18 protein-coding genes are annotated in these 20716 nt (G+C 68.4%); 12 read left to right on the top strand and 6 right to left on the bottom strand.

From position 1 onward, the window contains the following. The first annotated feature begins 70 nt into the window (after window positions 1-70). Together R2707_16715 and R2707_16720 are read left to right on the top strand one after the other, a co-directional pair. A complete protein-coding gene (locus tag R2707_16715; protein ID MEZ5246740.1) occupies window positions 71-3301 on the top strand; it encodes a CmcI family methyltransferase in 3231 nt (1076 codons plus the stop codon). Continuing rightward, window positions 3298-3987 carry a hypothetical protein gene (locus tag R2707_16720; GenBank protein ID MEZ5246741.1) on the top strand — a complete coding sequence of 230 codons (690 nt, stop codon included), beginning with the start codon at window positions 3298-3300 and terminating at the stop codon, window positions 3985-3987. The genes R2707_16715 and R2707_16720 overlap by 4 nt, the downstream gene beginning before the upstream one ends. Window positions 3988-3991: 4 nt before the next feature. On the opposite strand, the gene R2707_16725 is transcribed toward R2707_16720, so the two are convergent. Next, window positions 3992-4930 carry a phytanoyl-CoA dioxygenase family protein gene (locus tag R2707_16725; GenBank protein MEZ5246742.1) on the bottom strand — a complete coding sequence of 313 codons (939 nt, stop codon included), beginning with the start codon at window positions 4928-4930 and terminating at the stop codon, window positions 3992-3994. Beyond that, window positions 4927-5913 (bottom strand): phytanoyl-CoA dioxygenase family protein, encoded by a 987-nt coding sequence (locus R2707_16730; protein ID MEZ5246743.1) that lies wholly within the window; start codon window positions 5911-5913, stop codon window positions 4927-4929. Before R2707_16730 ends, R2707_16725 begins: the two co-directional genes overlap by 4 nt. A 128-nt stretch (window positions 5914-6041) precedes the next feature. Here R2707_16730 and R2707_16735 point away from each other — a divergent pair, with 128 nt between their 5' ends. The 5 genes from R2707_16735 to R2707_16755 are packed head-to-tail and all read left to right on the top strand — an operon-like array spanning window position 6042 to window position 10877. After that, window positions 6042-7004, top strand: coding sequence for a 2OG-Fe(II) oxygenase family protein (locus R2707_16735; GenBank protein ID MEZ5246744.1), 963 nt, complete (start codon window positions 6042-6044; stop codon window positions 7002-7004). Continuing rightward, window positions 7001-8479 (top strand): carboxylesterase family protein, encoded by a 1479-nt coding sequence (locus tag R2707_16740; protein MEZ5246745.1) that lies wholly within the window; start codon window positions 7001-7003, stop codon window positions 8477-8479. The genes R2707_16735 and R2707_16740 overlap by 4 nt, the downstream gene beginning before the upstream one ends. Then, entirely contained in the window at window positions 8470-9243 is a 774-nt protein-coding gene (locus tag R2707_16745; GenBank protein ID MEZ5246746.1) for a hypothetical protein, read from the top strand. The genes R2707_16740 and R2707_16745 overlap by 10 nt, the downstream gene beginning before the upstream one ends. 51 nt (window positions 9244-9294) lie before the next feature. Continuing rightward, entirely contained in the window at window positions 9295-9927 is a 633-nt protein-coding gene (locus tag R2707_16750) for an EthD domain-containing protein (protein MEZ5246747.1), read from the top strand. Further along, on the top strand, window positions 9924-10877 hold the full coding sequence (locus R2707_16755; GenBank protein ID MEZ5246748.1) for an LLM class flavin-dependent oxidoreductase: 954 nt from the start codon (window positions 9924-9926) through the stop codon (window positions 10875-10877). The genes R2707_16750 and R2707_16755 overlap by 4 nt, the downstream gene beginning before the upstream one ends. 3 nt (window positions 10878-10880) lie before the next feature. On the opposite strand, the gene R2707_16760 is transcribed toward R2707_16755, so the two are convergent. Both R2707_16760 and R2707_16765 read right to left on the bottom strand, forming a co-directional pair. Continuing rightward, on the bottom strand, window positions 10881-12533 hold the full coding sequence (locus R2707_16760) for a glutamine--tRNA ligase/YqeY domain fusion protein (GenBank protein ID MEZ5246749.1): 1653 nt from the start codon (window positions 12531-12533) through the stop codon (window positions 10881-10883). Further along, window positions 12530-13549, bottom strand: a complete 1020-nt coding sequence (locus tag R2707_16765; protein MEZ5246750.1) for a TIGR03617 family F420-dependent LLM class oxidoreductase — start codon at window positions 13547-13549, stop codon at window positions 12530-12532. The genes R2707_16760 and R2707_16765 overlap by 4 nt, the downstream gene beginning before the upstream one ends. Before the next feature lie 25 nt (window positions 13550-13574). Between R2707_16765 and R2707_16770 the strand changes: the two genes are divergently transcribed. Genes R2707_16770 through R2707_16790 form a run of 5 tightly spaced genes read left to right on the top strand, consistent with a single transcriptional unit; the run spans window position 13575 to window position 17571 of the window. Beyond that, entirely contained in the window at window positions 13575-14771 is a 1197-nt protein-coding gene (locus R2707_16770) for a CaiB/BaiF CoA-transferase family protein (protein ID MEZ5246751.1), read from the top strand. 12 nt (window positions 14772-14783) lie between these two features. Beyond that, window positions 14784-15170: a VOC family protein gene (locus R2707_16775; protein MEZ5246752.1), complete on the top strand. Its 387-nt coding sequence runs from the start codon at window positions 14784-14786 to the stop codon at window positions 15168-15170. Window positions 15171-15221: 51 nt separating this feature from the next. Next, window positions 15222-15887 carry a DUF2975 domain-containing protein gene (locus R2707_16780; GenBank protein MEZ5246753.1) on the top strand — a complete coding sequence of 222 codons (666 nt, stop codon included), beginning with the start codon at window positions 15222-15224 and terminating at the stop codon, window positions 15885-15887. Next, window positions 15887-16093 carry a helix-turn-helix transcriptional regulator gene (locus R2707_16785; protein MEZ5246754.1) on the top strand — a complete coding sequence of 69 codons (207 nt, stop codon included), beginning with the start codon at window positions 15887-15889 and terminating at the stop codon, window positions 16091-16093. Before R2707_16780 ends, R2707_16785 begins: the two co-directional genes overlap by 1 nt. Before the next feature lie 53 nt (window positions 16094-16146). After that, window positions 16147-17571, top strand: a complete 1425-nt coding sequence (locus R2707_16790; GenBank protein MEZ5246755.1) for a fused MFS/spermidine synthase — start codon at window positions 16147-16149, stop codon at window positions 17569-17571. Window positions 17572-17626: 55 nt separating this feature from the next. Here R2707_16790 and R2707_16795 read toward each other — a convergent pair whose 3' ends face one another. After that, entirely contained in the window at window positions 17627-20131 is a 2505-nt protein-coding gene (locus tag R2707_16795) for a hypothetical protein (protein MEZ5246756.1), read from the bottom strand. Further along, window positions 20128-20622, bottom strand: a complete 495-nt coding sequence (locus R2707_16800) for a sigma-70 family RNA polymerase sigma factor (GenBank protein MEZ5246757.1) — start codon at window positions 20620-20622, stop codon at window positions 20128-20130. Before R2707_16800 ends, R2707_16795 begins: the two co-directional genes overlap by 4 nt. Between the last annotated feature and the right edge of the window lie 94 nt (window positions 20623-20716).

The following is a 20716-nucleotide window of genomic DNA, read 5'->3' on the forward strand; positions in this document are numbered from 1 at the left end:
CTGTTGACCGTTCGCGCTGCCGACCTCCACACTTGGTCCGCGCGCTCACATCCCTGCCGGAAAGACCTCCATGTACCCATTCTGGGAACCCGTCATCGCTCCCCTCGTCCGCACCGCACAGGCGCGTCGAATCGTCGAAATCGGCGCGCTCCGGGGCGAGACGACGATCAAGATGCTCGAGGACCTCGGCCCCGACGCCGAGATCCACGTGATCGACCCCGTGCCCCAGTTCGACCCCGGCGAGCACGAGGCCCGGTTCCCGGGGCAGTACATCTTCCACCGTGACCTCAGCCTCAACGTCTTGCCCACCGCCGACGCTTTCGACTTCGCACTGATCGACGGGGACCACAACTGGTACACCGTCTACAACGAGTGCTCACTCCTGCGCGACGCATCACGACGGGCCGGGACGCACCTCCCGCTCATGGTCCTGCACGACGTCTGCTGGCCCTACGGGCGCCGCGATCTCTACTACGACCCGAGCAACATCCCCGAGGACCAGCAGCAACCGTGGGACACCCGCGGGATGACCCCGGGACGGCCCACGCTGCTCAAGCGTGGCGGCATGAACACGACGCTGGCGAACGCGATCGAGGAAGGTGGCCCGCGCAACGGGGTCCGCACCGGCCTCGACGACTTCATCGCCGAGCACGACACGCCGATCCGACAGGTGATCCTGCCCATCTACTACGGCCTGGCGATCGTCGCCGAAGAGGCGTACCTCGACGATCACCCTGCCGTCCGCGAGATGCTCGACCGGCTCGAGTCCATCACCGGTGTGCAGGAACTGCTCGAGCTCTCGGAATCGATCCGCCTCGACGAGGTCGTCTTCAGTCACAACATCGGGCGGATGAACGATGCCCGACTCGATCGGGCCGTCGGGCGACACCTCGACCTCCTCCGGGCAACGCTGCTCGACGAGCACTATGTCGAGAACGAGGTTCGCATCGACCAGCTGCTCGACGCGGTCGAGCGGCGCACCGACGCCGACCTCGAGATGCTGCGATCGCCACGCCAGCATCGACCACCGATCGTCCGCGAGTACGACCGCCTGCGCAAGGAGGGCGATCCGACAGGGGCGACCGGCGCGTTCGCCTACACCGACATCGGGCGGCAGCGCCTCGATGCGATCCACGAGGCGCTCGACACCGTGCGGCGCGACGGCATCGCCGGTGATCTCGTCGATGTCGGGTGCGGCCGCGGCGGCGTGGGGATCTATCTACGCGGCTACCTCGATGCCCACGAGGACGACCAGCGCCAGGTGTGGATCGCCGACGAGTTCCGCGCCGCGCCCGTCGGCGACCGGCGCCCGCTCGCCGACGGCGGCAAGGCGGATCTGTGGGCGGACCTCTCCGACGTCCGCAACGGATTCGAGCGATTCGGTCTGCTCGACGATCGGGTGCGGTTCGTACAGGGCTCCCCGACGGAGGCGCTCGCCGGCAGCCCGATCGGTTCGATCGCCCTGCTGCGCATCGGACGCGATGCCGCAGCCGATGCACCGGCCATCCTCGACGCCCTCGGCGACCGACTCAGCGACGGGGCCCTCGTCCTCGTCGACGATCTCGTCGGGCCGGAGGACGCCGACGCGACACTGCGTGCCCGCTCAGACCGCGGTGCGGTCGAACGGCTCGGATGGCGGGGACTCGCCTGGCGGCACTCCACCGACGGTGCTGCGGCGGCACCATCTCTCGGAGGGGGCCCGGTGCCACTGGCCGGGGCGGCGCCGACCGACTCGATCGACCTGTCCGTCGTCGTCATCTTCCACAACATGGCCCGCGAGGCCGAACGAACCCTGCACACGCTGTCGCGCCGCTACCAGAACGGACTCGACGACGTCCGCTACGAGGTGATCGCGATCGACAACGGATCGGATCCCGAGCAGCGACTCACCGACGAGTTCGTTCGCAGCTTCGGTGACGAGTTCCGCCTGGTCGCCCTCGGCGACGACGCCGACCCCTCGCCCAATGCCGCGCTCAACATGGGCATGCAGATGGCGAAGGGAACCAACCTCGCCTTCATGATCGACGGCGCCCACCTGCTGACGCCGGGGGTACTGCGCTACGGGCTCGACGGCCTCGGCGCCTACGGTCCCGCGATCGTCGCGACGCAGCAGTGGTATGTCGGACCCGGCCAACAACCCGAGTTCATCGGCGACCAGTACAACCAGGATGTCGAGGACGAGCTCTTCGCCAACATCGAATGGCCCTCCGACGGGTACCGGCTCTTCGAGATCAGCCACTTCATCGGAGAACGCGACTGGCTCGACGGCATCATCGAGAGCAACTGCCTGTTCACCAGCCGCAAGCTGCTGGAGCAGGTGGGCGGATTCGACGAACGCTTCTCGATGCCGGGGGGCGGCTACACCAACCTCGAGCTCTACGAACGACTCGGCGCGCACCCGGGGGTCAAGGTCGTCACGATCCTCGGCGAGGGCTCGTTCCACCAGGTGCACGGCGGCATCACCACCAACGACGGCTCTGTCGACGATCGCCGATCGAAGATCTTCGGCTACGGCGACCACTATCGCGACCTGCGGGGCCGCACGCTCGGCGGACCCGGCAAGCACCTCCACTACATTGGCAGCTTCTCGTCGCGTTCGGCGATGCGGACCCGTTCTCGACGGCTGAGCGCCATGGCCTTCGACCGCCCCGACTCGCGCGGTGAAGGGCCGGCCGAGCCGATCCGCATGGCCGACGAGGTCGCCGCATCGGTCATCGACCACGTCTGGAAGACGCTCGCCTGGCAGGAAACCACCTGGCTCGGCCAGCCGATCCGCAACGCGCCGACCGACCTGGTCATCTACCAGGAGCTGATCTCGTCGATCCGTCCGGACACGATCGTGGTCGTCGAGCGCGAAGGCAGTGGCACCGCCCGTTTCGCGGCGAGCATCTGCGAACTGCTCGGGCACGGCGAGGTCGTCTCGGTCGGAACGACCGATCCCGGCGCCGCCCCTCGGCTCCGGCACGTCAACGGCACCGCCCACACACCCGCCACCGTCGAGCGCGTGTCGTCACAGATCGGCGACGACGCCGCGGTCATGGTGATCCTCGGCGCGGGCGGCAAGGCCGGCATGTTGACCAAGGAGTTCGAGGGCTACGCGCCGCTGGTGAGCGTCGGCTCGTACCTGATCTTCGAGGACACGATCGTCAACGGCAACCCGGTCTGGCCCGGTTACGGGCCGGGACCGCTCGAAGCCATGCGCGGCCTGCTGCCGCACCACGGCGAGTTCGTGCAGGACAGGGGTGTCGAACGGTTCGGACTCACCTTCAACCAGGGTGGCTACCTGCGCCGGATGTCGTGACCCGGTACTTCTTCCTTCACCTCCACAAGACCGCGGGAACGGCGTTGTGGCGGCGGTTGCAGCGCCAGTTCGAACCGGCACAGCTCTACCCGGGCCCCCAGGACGATGCGGCACCCGACCGGACGTTGGTTCCCGAGTACCTGATCGAGCGCTACCGCGCCCGCCGCGACGAGATCGAGGTCGTCACCGGGCACTTCCCGCTGTGCACGACCGAGCTCCTCGGCGACGACTTCCGGACCTTCACCGTCCTGCGGCATCCCGTCGAGCGGACGATCTCCGTCTTGCAGCACCATCGCGACCTCACACCCGAGGATCACGACAAGTCCCTCGACGAGATCTACGACGACCCGCTGCGCCAGCTGCTCACCCGCAACCACATGATCAAGATGGTCGCGCTACGCCGGGAGGAGATGACCGACGGCGCGCTCACCGACATCGAGTTCGATCGGGCCCGCCTCGACCTCGCGAAGCAGCGCCTCGCGACGATCGACGTCGTCGGTGTCCAGACACGATTCGAGGAGTTCTGCACCGAGCTCGGCCTGCGTTTCGGGTGGGATCTCGGTCGTCCGGTCGAGGCCAACAAGTCGACCCCTGCGCCGGTGAGCGACGAGCTCCGGCACCGCATCGAGACCGACAACGCCCTCGACATCGAGTTCTACGAGTTCGCCGAACGGCACGCGATCTGAGCGCTCACACCACGATCGGGATCTGCCCCTCCGGGAACGTCGAGGGCGAGAAGAACCAGCTCTCGATCGCGTAGCGCTCGTGGGTCATCGCCTCGCTCAGCGCAGTGCGGTGCAGGAAGAGATGGTCGAACAGGAGCGCGTCGCCGGGTGCGAACACCGGACGGACGACACCGGCGTCGCCGGCGACCTCGTCGACCACCGCCTGGGCGACCGACCAGTCGAAGACCGCGTCGTGGGTGCCGGTGTCGACCACATGATCGATCCGGCGCGGCACCAGGTCGAGTCCCGGCGCGTCGACGCCACAATGCGAGAGCGAGAGCCACAGGTTGACCGAACGGGTCTCCTGGCCGAGGAACGCTCCGTCCTGGTGCCAGTTGGTGGGAATGCCCGTCGGGACCCGGCGGAGGTTGTATTTGTTCGCCGAGATCACGGGGCGCTCGCCGAGGATCGTCTCGACCAGCTCGAGCACGCCGATCCGTTGGTAGAGCGCGAGCACCTCGTCGAACATCCGCGGGGAGTCGACCGCCCACAGGCTCCCCGCGTCGCGCATGAACTTGCGGCGAATGCCGAGCTTGCCGTGTTCGGGACGGGGTGAGAACGGTGTGAACCACTCGGCCCGATCGGGCATCGCGTCCGGGTCGGAATCGAAGGCCTCGATGGCGCGATCGATGTGGCGGCGCAGCTCGGCGGCCCGCGCCTCGTCGATCAGTCCTCGCACGAGGACACATCCGTGATCGGCCATCAGGGTGCGATACCGGTCGGCGTCGAGATCGCCAGGGTCGATCTCGGGAATCTCGGGGCCCGACCACGGACCCGCGGTGATCCGCGGCGGGAGGGGATCGGGGGGCGACCATGTCGAATCGGCGAAGAAGCGATGCCGGAGATCGATCGCCGCGGCCGGGTCGAGCCCGGCAAGCGCCGCAGCGAGCGCGTCGACGCTCACGCGTCGCCGCCGCGCCACTGCCGGCGCACGCTCGAACGATGTTCCTGGCGCAGGTACTCGCCGATCATCTCCTCCGGCGAGGCGGCGGCGCGGACCGCGAACTCCTCGAAGGGGACGATCTCGAGGTCGAGATCACGCCAGTAGTACTGGAGCTCCTCGGAGTCCCAGCCCTCGTAGATGTCGTCCCAGCTGAGGGTGCCGAAGTGAGGCGACAGGCATCCCTCGGTCATCGGCTCCGTCTCGAGCTGCCAACGGAAGTCGATCGAGAGCCGCATCGCGTTGGTCGAGAGGTTGTGACGGGCGGCGTGAACGGTGAGCGAAGGGAAGACCAACACGTCGCCGAGGGAGAACTCGGTGGTCACCCAACGGCACTGTTCGAGCATGTCGAGCGGCAACCGGGCACACCGGTTGCCCGCACCGAGATGTGTCTCGAGTGGGAGGAGACCCCACTTGTGCGACCCCCGCAGCACGGCGATCCCCCCGAGGCTGACGGGCACATCGCTCAGCGGGATCCAGGTCGCCGTGAGGTGCTCACTGCCCTGGTTGTTGGGGAAGTCCTGATGGGGCGGCGTCGAGATCGCCTCGAACTCCGGGAAGATCAGCCGGCACACCTTGAGCGGGTGAGGGAACGCCGACGGGCCCAGTACCTGCTGCATCAGACCCGTCAACGCCGGATCGTGGGCGAACTCGTGGAAGACCTGCAGCTTCTGCACCCCGTGCAACGCGTCCCAGAAGTCGTCCTCCCCCTCGCGCACCGGGCTGCGAATGGCCCGCGCGTCGAGTTGCTCGTCGCCACCGGCGATCCAACCCGCGTCGGCGAGCACGCCCGTGATCTGCGTCCTCACCTCGAGCAGCTTCTCGCGGGGCAACACCTGCTCGAAGTAGAGATAGCCGTCGACGTCGAGTCGCTCACGCAGGCCGGCGGCATCGCCCATCAGCTCGTTGGAGCTCCGCATCGGCAGGAACGCCCAGTCGTAGGTCATCGCAGTACCCGGATCCACGTCTTGCTGGTCATCAAACCGCGGAGGGTACCACCGCGCTCTCGAGCCGAACAGGGTCGTCCGGTCACTTCGCGTGCCCTCCGGGTTCGCCGCGCCTACGGTGCAGCCGCATGGATCTGGTGCCCACCGTCGACATCCGCAATCCGTCGAGCGTGTCACTCGATGCCCTCGACGCAGCCTGTGCCGACCACGGATTCTTCCTGCTCGAAGGCCACGGGCTCGACGAGTTGATCGCGCACACCTGGACGGCCAGCACCGGGTTCTTCGCATCGGCGCCGGCCAACAAGGAGGCGATCCGCCGCAGCCCCGAAGCGATGCTCGGCTGGTACGACCGTGAACTGACGAAGCGCAAGCGCGACAACAAGGAGGTGTTCGACTTCATCGATCCGTCGATCCCCGATGATCGCAGCCCCAACCGCTGGCCCGCAGCCCCCGCCGACTTCCGATCGGCCATGGCGGACTTCTTCGACGGCTTCGCCGCGCTGGCCACCGACACGCTCGCCCTCGTGCACGCGACCCTCGGCCTCGATCCGACCGCCACGGCAACCCATCGCAACGAGCGGACGGCCAGCACCGTGCGCCTCAACCACTACCCCGTCGACGACCCTGTCCCGGCGGGCGAACGCGACGCCCTCAATCCGCTGGGCGACGTCGCCCTCGGCCACCACACCGACCCCGGCGTCTTGACCCTGCTCCTGCAGGACGACACCGGCGGGCTCCAGGCGGCGTCGCTCGAACACGGCTGGATCGACGTCGAACCGCGGCCCGGCACCATCGTCGTCAACCTCGGTGACACCATGCAGGTCTGGACCAACGACCGCTACCGGGCGGCCGTCCACCGCGTCGTGCCGATGACCGAGCGCAGCCGCTACTCGATCCCGTTCTTCTCCAACCCACCACGTGATTGTGTGATCGAGCCCATCGCGGCGCTCGCCGCGACCGGGCCGCGCTACCGGGCCTTCACCTGGAAGGAGTTCATCCGGGGCCGGGCCGAGGACAACTTCGCCGACTACGGCGTCGACGACATCCAGATCAGCCACTTCGCCCTCGACCCGACCGGAGCGCCACAGTGACCACCGTCCACACCGAACTCGGGACGATCCGGGGCCGAGAGCGCAACGGCGTCCACCAGTTCCTCGGCATCCGCTACGCGGAGCCGCCGACCGGCGCCCGCCGCTTCGCCGCGCCGGTTCCGGTCGAGGGATGGGACGGGGTCTACGACGCGACGCGGTTCGGGACCGCAGCACCCCAGGTGGCGCGAGCGGCGGGGAGTCCGTTGCCCGGGCGTGACATCCGATGGGACGAGGACTGTCTGTTCCTCAACGTGTTCACCCCCGCACCCGACGACGGCGGTCGGCCCGTCCTGTTCTGGATCCACGGCGGCTCCTACACCGGCGGGTCCGGCAACGCCTACGACGGTGGTTCGTTCGCGACACGGGGCGACATCGTGGTCGTCACCGTCAACTACCGGCTCGGCGTGTTCGGCTTCATGGAGCTGGGCCATCTCGATCCCGCGCTGGCGGGATCGCAGAACAACGGCATCCGCGACCAGATCACCGCGTTGCAGTGGGTCCACGACCACATCGAGCGCTTCGGCGGCGACCCGAACCAGGTGACCATCTGCGGCGAGTCGGCCGGAGCCGGATCCGTCGCTGCGATCCTCGGCTCACCGGCAGCCGATCACCTCTACCACCGGGCGATCGCCCAGAGCCCACCGGTCTCGTTCCCCCGCACGACGACCGACCACAGCGACCTCGTCGTCGACGAGGTCGGCGGCGGCATCGAGGGTCTCCGCGCCGCTCACCCCCAGCAGCTGCTCGACGCCCAGGTCGCCGTCGGCGAGGCCCAGATGCAGGGCCGCGAACCGTTCCTGCTCGGCGAAGGACGAGGCGGCCTCCGACCGGCGCTCGACGACCACACGATCACCCGGCATCCCGATGACGCCGTCCGTGCACTCGGGCCGGCGGCGAAGCCGCTGCTCGTCGGCACCAACAGCGACGAGGGCACGCTCTTCGGGTTCTACCTGACCGGCGAGGTGAGCGACCACCAGCTCCAGGTGGCCGTCGCCGAACACGACGACGATCCCGATGCGGTGATCGGGGCGTTCCGTCGCGAGTACCCGGGCGAGAGCAACCGCCGACTGATGGTACGGATGCTGAACGACACGATGTTTCGCACCGGCGCCCTCCGGCTGGCCGACGCCCAGAGCGACGCCGGCGGCGAGGTCTACGTCTACCTGTTCACCTGGGCCAGCCGCGGCTTCGGTGGCCGGCTCGGGGCCATGCACGCTCTCGAGATCCCGTTCGTCTGGAACGGCGACATCGACGCCTGGGCCGGCGTGATGGGCGAGGGCCGACCCTGGCCCGACGACCTCGCCGACCGGATGCATCGGGCGTGGATCGGGTTCATCCGTCACGGCGACCCGAGTCACGACGGGATCGGCGAATGGCCGCCCTACGACACCGGTCGACGCCCGACCATGGAGTTCGGCGAGACCAGCGGGATCCTCCACGATCCGGTCGGGACGCTCCGCGCGGTGTGGTCCTGACCATGGCCCACATCAACCTCGGCACGATCGTCCTCGAACCGAACCGCTGGTTCGGTGTCACCAACGATCGGTGGGCGACCACGCGGATCAGTGAGTGGCTCGACCCCATCGAGGCGGCCGGTTTCGACGGGATCGAGCTCTGGGAGGCGCACTTCCGCGACGCCGACGAGGCCGAACGCCGAGCCATCGTCGACCATCCGCTGCCCGTCGCCGTCTACAACACGTATGTGTCGTTCGACGAGGATGACGACACCGAGCGGCTCGCAGCGGCCGAGCTGATCCTGCGCACCGGAGCCCCGAAGGTGAAGTGGAACACCGGCCCCGAACGCGACGACGCGTCGCTCGACGCCTACGCGGCCCGCCTCGAACGCTGGGCTGCGGCGCTGCCGGGGATCGAGCTCGTGTGTGAATGCCACGACGGTTCGGCCATGGACGACCCGGCCGCCGCGGCACGGGTGTTGTCGGCCGGCAGCAATGCGCTGTTCCACACCCACGACGACGTCGAGGTGATCCGGGCCAAGTTCGACGCCTACGGCGACCGGATCACCCACGTCCACGTCAACCATCTGTTCACCGGGTCGCCCGCTCTCGCCGACATCCGCGACGAGCTCGTGGAGAAGGTGTCGCTGGTCCGCGACCTCGGCTTCGACGGCACGTGGACCCTCGAGTTCGTCCACGGCACCGGCGGCGACGACGACCGACCCGAGCCCATGTTCGCGCACGCCGTCGACGACCTCGCCGTCCTGCGCGACCTCCTCCCCTGACCCGCCACAGCGGTGTCAGACACCCGCCACACCCACTGCCGAGGACGGCCCATGCGCCAACGACTCATCCTCCATCTCGTCGCCCGTGACGGCGCCGACCTCGGTCCGGCGCTGGCCGCGGTCGCAGAGGAACTCACGACCATGACCCGGGACCCGGCGTGCTTCATGGGGGCGGCTTCGCCGTTCACCGCCGCGGTGGAGACCACCGCCGGACATCGCGACACACTCGCGGACCTTGCCACGGCGCTCGGCGACCGCGTCGACCGGCGCCGCTCGATGGCGCTCGTGGGCACCGACCGGGTGTTCATCGAGCCGGCCTCACCGACGCCGGTCCGTTACCAGTACCTCATGCGCCGGCGCCACGACTTCACCCACGACGACTATCTCGCCCGCTACGAATCGATCCACTCCGGCTTCGGTCTGCGCACCCCTCACATCGAGGGCTACGTCCAGCTCCACGTCGACCTCGAGGCCTCACGTGGGCTCGGAGAGGCGACCGGCTTGCAGGCCGAACCCTGCGATTCCATGTCGGAGCTTCACCTGCGGTCGGTCGAGCACTTCCTCGAGGGGATCATCGACGACCCCGAGATCGGCCGCCTCGCCACCGAGGACGAGGAGCGCTTCGTCGACCGGCCGCGTTCGTTCGGCTTCGCCCATCGCGTCGTGCAAGGCTCTCGGCCATGATCATTCTGCGCTTCGACTTCCGACTCGGTCCCCAGTCCACGGCCACGATGTCGGATCTCTACGCCACCTCGCTCGAGATGCTCGAATGGGGTGAAGCCAACGGGGCGACCGGCGTGTTCTCCGAGCACCACACGTCGAGCGACGGCTACCTCCCGTCACCCATCGTGATGGCCGCCGCCGCGGCCGCTCGCACCTCCACCCTCACGATCAACGTCGCCGCGCTGCTCGCTCTCATGTACGACCCGGTGAAGCTCGCCGAGGACATGGTCGTGCTCGACCATCTCAGCCAAGGTCGGGTCAGCTACACGATCGGGCTCGGCTACCGCGACGAGGAGTTCTCGATGTTCGGCATCGACCCGTCCCGGCGCGGCGCCATCATGGACGAGCGGCTCTCCGTGCTCCGCCGGGCCCTCGACGGGGATCGATTCGAGTGGGAGGGCCGCACGGTCGAGGTGACCCCTCGGCCGTTCACCGAAGGCGGACCGATGCTGATGTACGGCGGCGGCACTCCCGCCGCGGCCCGCCGAGCGGCCCGCCTCGGGATGATGCTCCTCCCCCAGCACTCCGACCCGGCGCTGGCCGCGGCCTACGACGAGGCTGCGATCGAGGCCGGCAACCCACCCGGCATGTGCCTTTCGCCGGGTGCAGGATCACCCACCTCGCTGTTCATCGCCGACGACCCCGACGCGGGCTGGGCCGAGATCGGCGAACACCTGCTCCACGACGCCCGGATGTATGGCGAATGGCTCGGATCGACCACCGCCGCCTCGGGATCGCAGGCCACGACGGTCGAGGAGTTGCGGGCCGAGAACGGCGCGTACCGGATCGTCACTCCCGACGAGGCCCGCACGCTACGCGACCAGTACGGCGCGCTCTCACTCCAGCCCCTCTGCGGTGGGATACCACCCGAGATCGCCTGGCGTTATCTCGAGCCGTTCGCCGACCTGTAGGGATCAGCCCTGGCGCTTTTGGATGTTGGCCCATTCGTCGCGCAGGCCGACGGTGCGATGGAAGACCATGGGTTCGTCGAGATCGTGGGCGAAGTAGCCGAGCCGCTCGAACTGCACCACCTCGCCCAGCGGGGTGTCGGCCAGCGCCGGCTCGAGCTTGCAACCGAGCCGGACCTCGCGTGAATTCGGGTTGAGTGACGTCAACGGATCGACGCCATCGGCCCCGGGGTGCTCGTCGGTGAAGAGGCGGTCGTAGAGCATCACGGTCGCGTCGACCGCATGGTCGGCCGACACCCAGTGGATGGTGGCCTTCACCTTGCGTCCGTCGGGAGCCTGACCGCCCGCCGTCTCGGGATCGTAGGTGCACAGCAGCCGGGTCACCTCGCCGTCGGGGCCGGTCTCCACCTCGTTGCAGGTGATGAAGTAGCCGGCCCGAAGCCTCACCTCGGTACCGGGCGAGAGCCGGTAGAACTTCTTCGGCGGATCGATCATGAAGTCGTCGCGCTCGATGAAGAGGCGGCCGCTGAACGGCACCTCGCGGGTACCGGCCGACTCGTCCTCGGGGTTGTTGATCGCCTCCCGCATGTCGTCCTGACCGGTGGGCCAGTTGGTGAGGACGACCTCGATCGGGTCGAGGACAGCCATGCGACGCAGCGCGTGCGCGTTGTGGTGGGTCCGCACGAACGATTCGAGCAGCTCGATCTCGTGGGTCCCGTTGACCCGGGCGATGCCGATGTGGGCGGCGAAGGCCCGGATGGCCTCGGCCGGGTAGCCGCGTCGACGCAACCCACGGATCGTCGGCATGCGGGGATCGTCCCACCCGTCGACATGGCGCTCCTCCACCAGCTGCAGGAGCTTGCGCTTCGACAGCACCGTGTGGGTCAGGTTGAGACGGGCGAACTCGGTCTGGCGGGGATGATCGCCCGGCAGCTCGAGCTGCTCCATGAACCAGTCGTAGAGCGGACGGTGGGTGTCGAACTCGAGCGTGCACAGCGAGTGGGTGGTCCCCTCGATCGCGTCGCTCTGGCCGTGGGCCCAGTCGTAGGTGGGATAGATCTTCCACTGGTCGCCGGTGCGGAAATGATGGCTGTCGCGAATGCGGTACATCACGGGATCACGCATCTGCATGTTCTCGTGGTTCATGTCGATCTTCGCCCGCAGCACCCGTGACCCTTCGGCGAAGTCGCCGTTCTTCATGCCCTCGAACAACTCGAGGTTCTCCTCGATGCTGCGGTTGCGCCACGGACTGTCGACGCCGGGCTCGGTGAAGCCGCCCCGGTTCTTCGAGATCGTCTCGGCGTCCTGATCGTCGACGTAGGCCAGGCCCTTCTCGATCAGCAGGACGGCCCAGTGGTGGAGCTGACGGAAGTAGTCGGATGCGAACGCCGGCTCACCGGTGTCGAAGCCGAGCCATTCGATGTCGTCCTGGATCGCCTCGACGAAGCGGCTGTCCTCGGTGTCGGGGTTGGTGTCGTCGAAGCGCAGGACGCACGTGCCACCGAACTCCTCGGCCACACCGAAGTTGAGCGTGATCGACTTCGCGTGGCCGATGTGGAGGAATCCGTTGGGCTCCGGCGGGAACCGCGTCTGCACCCGACCGCCGTAGGGCCCGTCGGAAACGTCGGCGGCGATCTTCTCGCGGATGAAGTCGGTCACGCAGTCATCGTATGCAGCCCGGCCACGACCTCCGCGAAGTGGCGCGGGTCGGGCGCCCGGTTGTTGACCAGGCTGACGTGATCGCTGATCCCGGCGAGTCGGGCCCGGATCCGCGGCGCGATCTCGTGGGGCTCGCCGACCACCGCGATCGTCTCGATGAGTTCGTTGTCGATGAGCAACGGCATCTCGTCCCACCGGTTCTCCCTCGCCATCCGGTTGAGGACCGGGTGGAGATCGCCGTAGCCGTGCAGCTCGAAGACAGGTGCGTACGCCGGCGTCGTCGCGTAGAAGGCCAGCTGACCCCGGACCGCCTCCAACGAGCGGCTGAACTCCTCCTCGGTGCGACCGGTGACCACGATGGTGACGCAGACGACCTCGATGTCGGCCGCATCGCGACCGGCTCTCGCCGCCCCATCGGCGATCGCGGGCAGGGTCACCTCCTGCAGCGAACGACGTGTGTTGACGGGGTGCACGAGGAACCCGTCGGCCACCTCACCGGCGACACGGGTCGAGAGCGGGCCGAACCCGGCGGTGAAGATCGGCGGCGGACCGTAGGGGTTCGGGCCCGGGTCGAACGCCGGGATCATCCGGGTGTGGGTGTAGAAGTCGCCCTCGAAGCGGAGACGTTCGCCGGTCTCCCACGCGTGCCAGATCGCCCGGATCGCCTGGACCATCTCCCGCATGCGGGCGGCCGGCTTCGACCACGGCATCGAGTAGCGCTCCTCGATGTGGGGCTTCACCTGCGAGCCGAGGCCGAGGACGAATCGGCCGCCGGTGGTGGCCTGGAGATCCCATCCGGTGTTGGCCAGCGTCATGGGCGTGCGGGCGAACGCGATGGCGATCGCGGTGCCGAGTTCGATGCGCTCGGTGTGTTCACCGGCGATGGCGAGCGGCACGAACGGATCGTGCTTCGCCTCGAAGGAGAACGCCCGGTCGTAGCCGATGCGCTCGAGCGCGGGATAGACCTCGCGAGCGAGCCGCGGATCTTCGGTCGGGACCGTGATGCTCACATGCACCGTCAAACTCTGCCAGATTGCGAAGGTGACCAGACCGCTCCCCCTCGCCGGCACCCGTGTGATCGACTTCTCCCGCGTCCTGGCCGGACCACTGATCACGCAGAACCTCGCCGATCTCGGCGCCGAAGTGATCAAGATCGAGCGGCCGGGGCACGGTGACGACACACGCATCTGGGGCCCGCCGTGGCATCCCGGCGCCGACGGCGGGCAGCACTCGACCTACTACGAATCGCTCAACCGAGGGAAGCGCTCGATCGTGCTCGACCTGTTCGACGACGACGATCTCGCCGTGGCCCGGTCGCTGGCGGCGAGCGGCGACGTGGTGGTCGACAACTTCCGGCCCGGGTTCATGGCGGCCCGGGGGCTCGACCGGGCGACGCTCGCCATCGACAACCCCGCCGTGGTGACCTGCACCGTCACCGCGTTCGGCGAAGACGGACCGGCGTCGACCCTGCCGGGCTACGACCTCGTCGCCCAGGCCATGGGCGGGCTGATGCACATGACCGGCGAGGGCGACGGTCGGGCCAATCGGGTCGGTGTCCCGATCGTCGACATGACCACGGGGCTCTACGGCACGATCGGCCTCCTGGCCGCGCTGACCGACGCGGTACGGACCGGTGAGGGACGACATGTCGCCGTGAGCCTGTTCGACACCGCGCTCGCCGCGCTCGGGAACCACGGCACCGCGGTGACGATGGCCGGGGCCGACCCGCGCCGCGACGGCAACCGCCATCCGTCGATCGCGCCCTATGAGTCGTACTCGGCCGCCGATGGTGATCTCATCATCGCGGCGGCCAACCAGAAGCTCTTCGCCGGCGTGTGCGCGGCCCTCGACCGTCCCGACCTGCTCGAGGATCCACGCTTCGTCGACAACCCGACCCGCAGGGCCCACATCGACGAGCTGGCCGAGGAACTCGAACGCACGCTGGCGACCGACACGCGCGATGCGTGGGTCGAGAAGCTGCGGGCCCACCAGGTGCCGACCGGACCGATCAACTCGATCCCCGAGGCACTGGCATGGGCGGCCGAGATGGACATCGATGCAACCGTGCAGGCCGACGGCTACGTCGGCATCCGCTCCCCCATCGTCATCGACGGCGCACGCCTCGACACGTCCCTCCCCCCGCCCAAGCTCGATGAACACGGCCCCCAGATCCGAGCCGTCACGCCGGTGTCAGACACCCGCCACAGCGGTGTCAGACACCCGCTACAGGAGGACTGAGGCGATGTGCTGATGACGCACCGGCACATCGCGGCGTTCTCGCTCCTCGTACCCGACTACGACGAAGCGATCGCCTTCTTCGTCGACGTGTGCGGGTTCGAGCTCACCGAGGACCGCGACGAGGGTCGCAAGCGGTGGGTCACGGTGCGGCCGCCGGGGGCGGAGACGCACATCGTGCTGGCCCGGGCCGACACGGAGACGCAACGCGCCGCGCTGGGCAACCAGCTCGGCGGCCGGGTCGGATTCTTCCTCCACACCGACGACTTCGACCGCGACCACACCCGGATGGTGGCAGCCGGCGTCATCTTTCATGAGGAGCCCCGCCACGAGTCCTACGGCATCGTCGCCGTGTGGGAGGACCCCTGGGGCAACGCCTGGGACCTGCTGCAACCCTCCTGAGCTGCAGTTCTTATTGACAAACGATATGGTCCTGGTTTATCGTTTTTCGATATGACAACTCGCCTCCGGGTGGCCCCTCTGCGAATCCTCGACGTCATCCTTCGAGTCGCGAGGGCACTGCTCCTCCTTGCGACGATCCTCTTCGTCGCGCTGACCGTGGTCGGCCTGTTCGTCACGACGAGCGTCAGCCTCGAAGGCAGCACCGACGAACCCGAACTCACCTACACCGACAATGCGGGCAACGCGATCACGATCGACGGCGCCACGCAGACGATTTCGTCCAACGATCGGACATCCGCTGACGAAATCCCTCGTTTCGGCGCCACCGAGGTCACGATCGACCTCGAGCGACGAACACCGCGCACCGCAGCGATGGCGTTTGCGGGAGCCTGGTTCGTTCTCGCCTGGGTCGCAGTGACGAACGTTCAGGGCATCACACGGACCACGCTCATCGGCGACGCCTTCAGCCACGAGAACGCCCGCCGCCTCGGCCGAATCGGCGGGGCGACACTGATCTACGCGGTACTCGGCACCGCCATGCCCCGCGTCATGGATGCGCTGCTCGACGACGCAACGCTGCCCGTCGATGGCTTCCACACCCGTTCGCAGATCAGTGACCCGTGGGCATGGGTGGTCGTCGGGTTGCTCCTCCTCACGATCGGCCGGGCGTTCGAGCGGGGTGTCGAGCTCGAGGCACTCGACGCCGCAACCATCTGATGCCGGTCGTCGTCCGCCTCGACGAGGTCCTCGAAGCCCGGGGCATGACGCTCACCGATCTCTCCAACGAGATCGGGATCACGCTCGCGAACCTGTCGATCCTCAAGACCGGAAAGGCCAAGGCAATCCGGTTCTCGACACTCCAGGCCTTGTGCGAGGTGTTGGACTGCCAGCCGGGTGATCTGCTCGCGTATGCCGAGGACTGACCTGTAGCGGGTGTCTGACACCGGTGTGGCGGGGGGCCGTTAGCCTCGCCGACGTGTCCGAGTTCCATGCCCGCATCCTGGTCTTCACCACGTCGGCCGCGGTGCTCGTGCTCGAGATCCTGGCCGGACGGCTGATGGCGCCCTACGTGGGCGTGTCGCTGGAGACGTTCACCGCCATCATCGGCACGATCCTGGCGGGAATTGCCCTCGGCAGCGCCATCGGCGGACGGTTGGCCGACCGCTACGACCCGGCCATGCTCATCGGCCCGGCGCTGGCCATCGGTGGCGCGCTGGCCTGGTGGTCACTGTGGATCGTCGGCGTGCTCGGCCCCGAACTCGGCAGCGAACCCGCCGCGATCGTGTTGCTCGCGACCGTGTCGTTCTTCGCTCCGGCCACGGTGCTCACGGCGATCAGTCCGATGGTGGCCAAGCTGCGGCTCAACTCGCTGGAAGACACCGGCAAGGTCGTCGGTGGTCTCTCGGCCGTCGGCACCGCGGGGGCCCTGTTCGGCACATTCGTCACCGGTTTCGTCCTCGTCGCCGCGGCACCGACCCGGCCGATCGTCATGGTCGTGGGCGCGTTGTTGGTCGCGTGGGGCGTCTTCGAGACAGTGCGCATCACCCGGAAGGCGCCGAGCGCCGCGCTCGTCGTCGTGCTGCTGGCGTCGTTCGGGATCGGTGCAACCGCCGATTCGCCGTGCGAGTTCGAGTCGGCCTACTTCTGTGGATGGGTGGCCGTCGACGAGGACGACGCATCCGTGCGCTACCTCCATCTCGACACCCTGCGCCATGCCGCCGTCGACCTCGACGACCCGACCAACCTGAAGTTCCGCTACATCCGGCTCATCACCGACGTGATCAACTCCACGTCCGAGGGTGCGATCGACACGCTCCACGTCGGCGGCGGCGGCTTCTCCGTGCCGATGTACCTCGAGGCGACCCGGCCGGGCTCCTACAACCACGTGTTGGAGATCGACGACCTCCTCCTCGACGTCGCCCGCGACGAGCTCGGCTTCGTGACGGGCCCCGACATGGAGGTCTCGATCGGCGACGCCCGGCTGTCGATCGGTGAGTTCGCCGACGACTCGTTCGACGTCGTGATCGGCGACGCGTTCGGCGGCCAATCCGTCCCCTGGCACCTGACCACGACGGAGTTCATCGCCGAGATCGACCGGGTCCTGCGCGACGACGGCATCTACGTGATGAACCTGATCGACGGCGACGAGAACCGGTTCGCTGAATGGGAAGCAGCGACCCTCCGAGCCAACTTCGACCACGTCGAGTGGATCATCCATCCCGACGGCATCGACCGCCGGGCCCGCAACCAGATCCTCGTCGCGTCGGACCGGCCGCTCCCGCCGCTGGTGTTCGACCCGGCCGACGGCGTGCTGGTCGACGACGTCGAGGCCTTCATCGACGGCGGCGAGGTCCTCCGCGACGACTTCGCCCCCGTCGAGCAACTCGCCGCCAACCCCTGAGCCCCCACCCCCGCCGTTCTGTGAGCTTGAACGCCGCCAAGAGCGGCACTGAAGCTCACAGAACGGGGACGGTGACCGTGCCCCAGAACTGGGGGTGCTCGATGAACACGAAAGTGTACTCCCCCGGCGGCGTGTCGCTTTGGATGACGAGGCTCGCCTCGCCGGTCGCGTCCCAACGATCGGTGACGATCGGGGCCGGCGCCCCCGTCGTCGGCGAGTCGGTGAACACGCCGCCGATCTGGATCTGGACCGACGGGTCGTCGACCGATTGGAGCATCACGTCGTCGCCCATCGTGGTCGCGCCGCCGAGCCCGGCCGGATCGAAGGCCACGGTGAGCGGCGTGTCGACGGAGATGACCGCCATGTCGGACGACAACCGAATGGTCGGGCCGACGAGCGGCACGATGTCGCGATCGCCGATCGGGGCTGCGAGGGTGATCTCGAACCGATCGGGTTCGAAGCACGGAAGAATCGACGGTCCGAACCGGGGCAGGAGCGGGACGGCGATCTCGACGCGGTCATCCGACTCGACGACCTGGGGCGGCAGCAGCCGCTCCTCGTAGATCACTCCGCACTGGGCGGCGTTGACCACGGTGAATACGGTGTCGTCGGGGCCGTCAATGGTGGACTCGTCGACCGTCCACTCCAGCGTGCCCGGCGGTGCGGTGAACGCGCCGACCGGCGGCAGGAGGAAGAAGCAGATGTCGTCGGGTTCGGCCCGATCGGCGAGGAAGTCGATCGTCGGCTGGTAGCGGCGATACAGGCCGATCTGGAGGCGGCCGCCGTTGATGCTCGAGCCCGAGTAGAACATCGTCGCGTCGGTGAGTCCGTCGGCGTTGAGACGGATGCGAAGGGCCTCGAGCTCAGCCGAACGTTGCGGTGTGGTCGCCGCCGGGTCGAGGGTCGCCGGACAGTCGGGGAACACCATGTCGGTGGCCTCGACGTGGACGTCGCTGACGTCGCCGTCGGCCACCGGGCCTGCGACGGCGGGTTGGGGATGGGTTCCGAACGTCTCGCAGCCCTGGCCCCTCGGCGGCAACGGTGCCTCACCGATCTCGAAGACGAACGACGGACTCGGCACCCACTCGGCGACTGCGTCGACCACCCGGAGCGCGGTCAGCCGGCGGCTGAACCGCTCGTCGTCGATCGGCGCGTCCCACTGATCGTACAGGTCCCCGTCGGGGTTGCACGTGAACACGTGGTCACCATCGACGGGTACGGACACCAGGTCGCCTCGGGGGTCTTCCAGGGGCGCCACTCCGTCGAGGAACGTCAGGAAAACCTGGCCGTTGCGGCCGTCGACGACATCGTCGGCTCCGTCGCCGTCGAGGTCCGGAATCAGCCAGCCCCATTCCGGACCCATGGACGACTCGCCGTCGCCGTCGCCCTCGTCGACCGGACCGGTGACCTCAAGGGTGCCGTTGAGCTCGGGGTTGGCGACGAGGCGGGCGAAGTACGTCCCCGCGGGGACGCCCTCGGGGACCACGATCGTGCCGGCGCCGGTCACGGGCCACTGGTCGGTGGCGACCTCGCCGACGGTGCCGGCCACCGGCGTGGTGCTGAAGACGTCGGAGACCTGGAACTGCACGGTCGGATCGTCGGCGTGCTGGAAGATCACGTCGTCGCCCATCGTCGACTCCGACGCCACGTTGACCGGATCGAAGGTGAAGTCGGCCGTGGTCCCGATGCCGACCGGGTCATCGAAGAAGAGCGTCCCCGGCTCGGCCGCGATCTCCGGATCACCCGCGCCTGCTGCGTCGAACTCGTAGGTCGTCGGTGCCGGACAGTCGTCGGTGAACTCGGTCTGGCCCCGACCCACCGCGATACCCAGCGCTGCGGTGTCGTCGTCCTGCCGGATGAACGGCTCCACCCACTCGCCCTTCGGCTCACACCCGACGGCGCGAACGACCACCCGACCGTCGACGAGTTCGACCTCGACCTCGGCCAACTCGGGCGGCAGGTTGCGCAGACCGAACGCCGGGAACTCCAGGCACACGTCGGCGGGGTCGACCCGGTCGGCGAGCCACCGCAGCGTCGGTTCGTAGCGCGACGAGAGCCCGACCGACGGCACCCCCCAGATCGACTGCGGTCCGCCCGAACTGCCGACGAAGGGCTGGTCGTGGAGTCCGGCGTCGCGCAGGTTCTCGATGACCGCCTCCAGCTCGGCCGCCCGCTCGCCCGTCGGTGGCCCGGGCTCGCCGTTCACCCCACACTCGACGAAACCGAACGTCTCGGTCGTCTCCACGTGGAAGTCGCTCATCGTTGCGGTCACACCGTCGGCGCCGACCGGGTCCTCGACCGCCGGGACGAGTTCAACCGGAGCATCCGGGACGGACGAGGTCGTGGACGGCGGGTCGTCGACCGCTTCCACGTCGGGTTCGTCGTCGCCGGTCAGGGCCACGGCCGCGCCGACGCCGATGACGGCCACGAGCGCCACCGCAGCGGCACCCACCGCTCGACGGCGACGACGACGCCGGGCCACACGGTCAGCCACATCGGCCGCGTCGAAGGACGCGGTCGCGGCCACGGAAGACGCAATTCGGTCGTCGAAGTCGTTCATGCTCCCGGCCTTTCATCGGCGGACAGATCGTCGATGAACCCCTGCGACCGAAGCCGGTCGAGGGCCTGGCTGGTGGCCGCCTTGACCGTGCCTTCGGCGCAGCCGAGGTGCTCGGCCGCCTCGGCCACCGAGAGGCCCAGGTAGAAGCGGGCCACCAACGTCGCCCGCTGGCGCTCCGGCAGCGCCGAGACCGCATCACGGATGGCGACACCCTCGGCCGGGTCGACGACGACTGGTGCGGCCGACTGCCGCGCCCGCCGCTCGATCGCCCGTCGGCGCCACCGCGACACGGCCAGGTTACGGGCCGTGCGGAACGTCCAACCCTCCGGTGACGCCATCGAACCGACGGTGTCCCACCGCTCCCACGCCCGGGCCAGCGCCTCCTGCGCGAGCTCCTCGGCGAGGTGGCGGTCGCCGGTGTAGAGCACGAGCGCGGCGACGAGCCGCCCTCGCACGTCTGCACAGAACTCGGCCGGGTCAACGGGATTCATCGCCACATGAACGCTTTCCCCCACCGATCGGTTTAGTCGCCGCTGTAGCGGGTGTCTGACACCGCTGTAGCGGGTGTCTGACACCGGTGTGGCG

It is taken from the genome of Acidimicrobiales bacterium (assembly GCA_041394245.1).
Taxonomy (GTDB): Bacteria; Actinomycetota; Acidimicrobiia; order Acidimicrobiales; family Aldehydirespiratoraceae; genus JAJRXC01.

What these genes read in the sequence shown, in the direction of transcription:
- R2707_16715 (MEZ5246740.1), top strand. Translation starts at nt 71, where the DNA reads ATGTACCCATTCTGGGAACCCGTCATCGCTCCCCTCGTCCGCACCGCA.
- R2707_16730 (MEZ5246743.1), bottom strand. Translation starts at nt 5,913, where the DNA reads ATGACCTACGACTGGGCGTTCCTGCCGATGCGGAGCTCCAACGAGCTG.
- R2707_16735 (MEZ5246744.1), top strand. Translation starts at nt 6,042, where the DNA reads ATGGATCTGGTGCCCACCGTCGACATCCGCAATCCGTCGAGCGTGTCA.
- R2707_16750 (MEZ5246747.1), top strand. Translation starts at nt 9,295, where the DNA reads ATGCGCCAACGACTCATCCTCCATCTCGTCGCCCGTGACGGCGCCGAC.
- R2707_16755 (MEZ5246748.1), top strand. Translation starts at nt 9,924, where the DNA reads ATGATCATTCTGCGCTTCGACTTCCGACTCGGTCCCCAGTCCACGGCC.
- R2707_16775 (MEZ5246752.1), top strand. Translation starts at nt 14,784, where the DNA reads ATGACGCACCGGCACATCGCGGCGTTCTCGCTCCTCGTACCCGACTAC.
- R2707_16780 (MEZ5246753.1), top strand. Translation starts at nt 15,222, where the DNA reads ATGACAACTCGCCTCCGGGTGGCCCCTCTGCGAATCCTCGACGTCATC.
- R2707_16785 (MEZ5246754.1), top strand. Translation starts at nt 15,887, where the DNA reads ATGCCGGTCGTCGTCCGCCTCGACGAGGTCCTCGAAGCCCGGGGCATG.
- R2707_16795 (MEZ5246756.1), bottom strand. Translation starts at nt 20,131, where the DNA reads ATGAACGACTTCGACGACCGAATTGCGTCTTCCGTGGCCGCGACCGCG.
- R2707_16800 (MEZ5246757.1), bottom strand. Translation starts at nt 20,622, where the DNA reads ATGAATCCCGTTGACCCGGCCGAGTTCTGTGCAGACGTGCGAGGGCGG.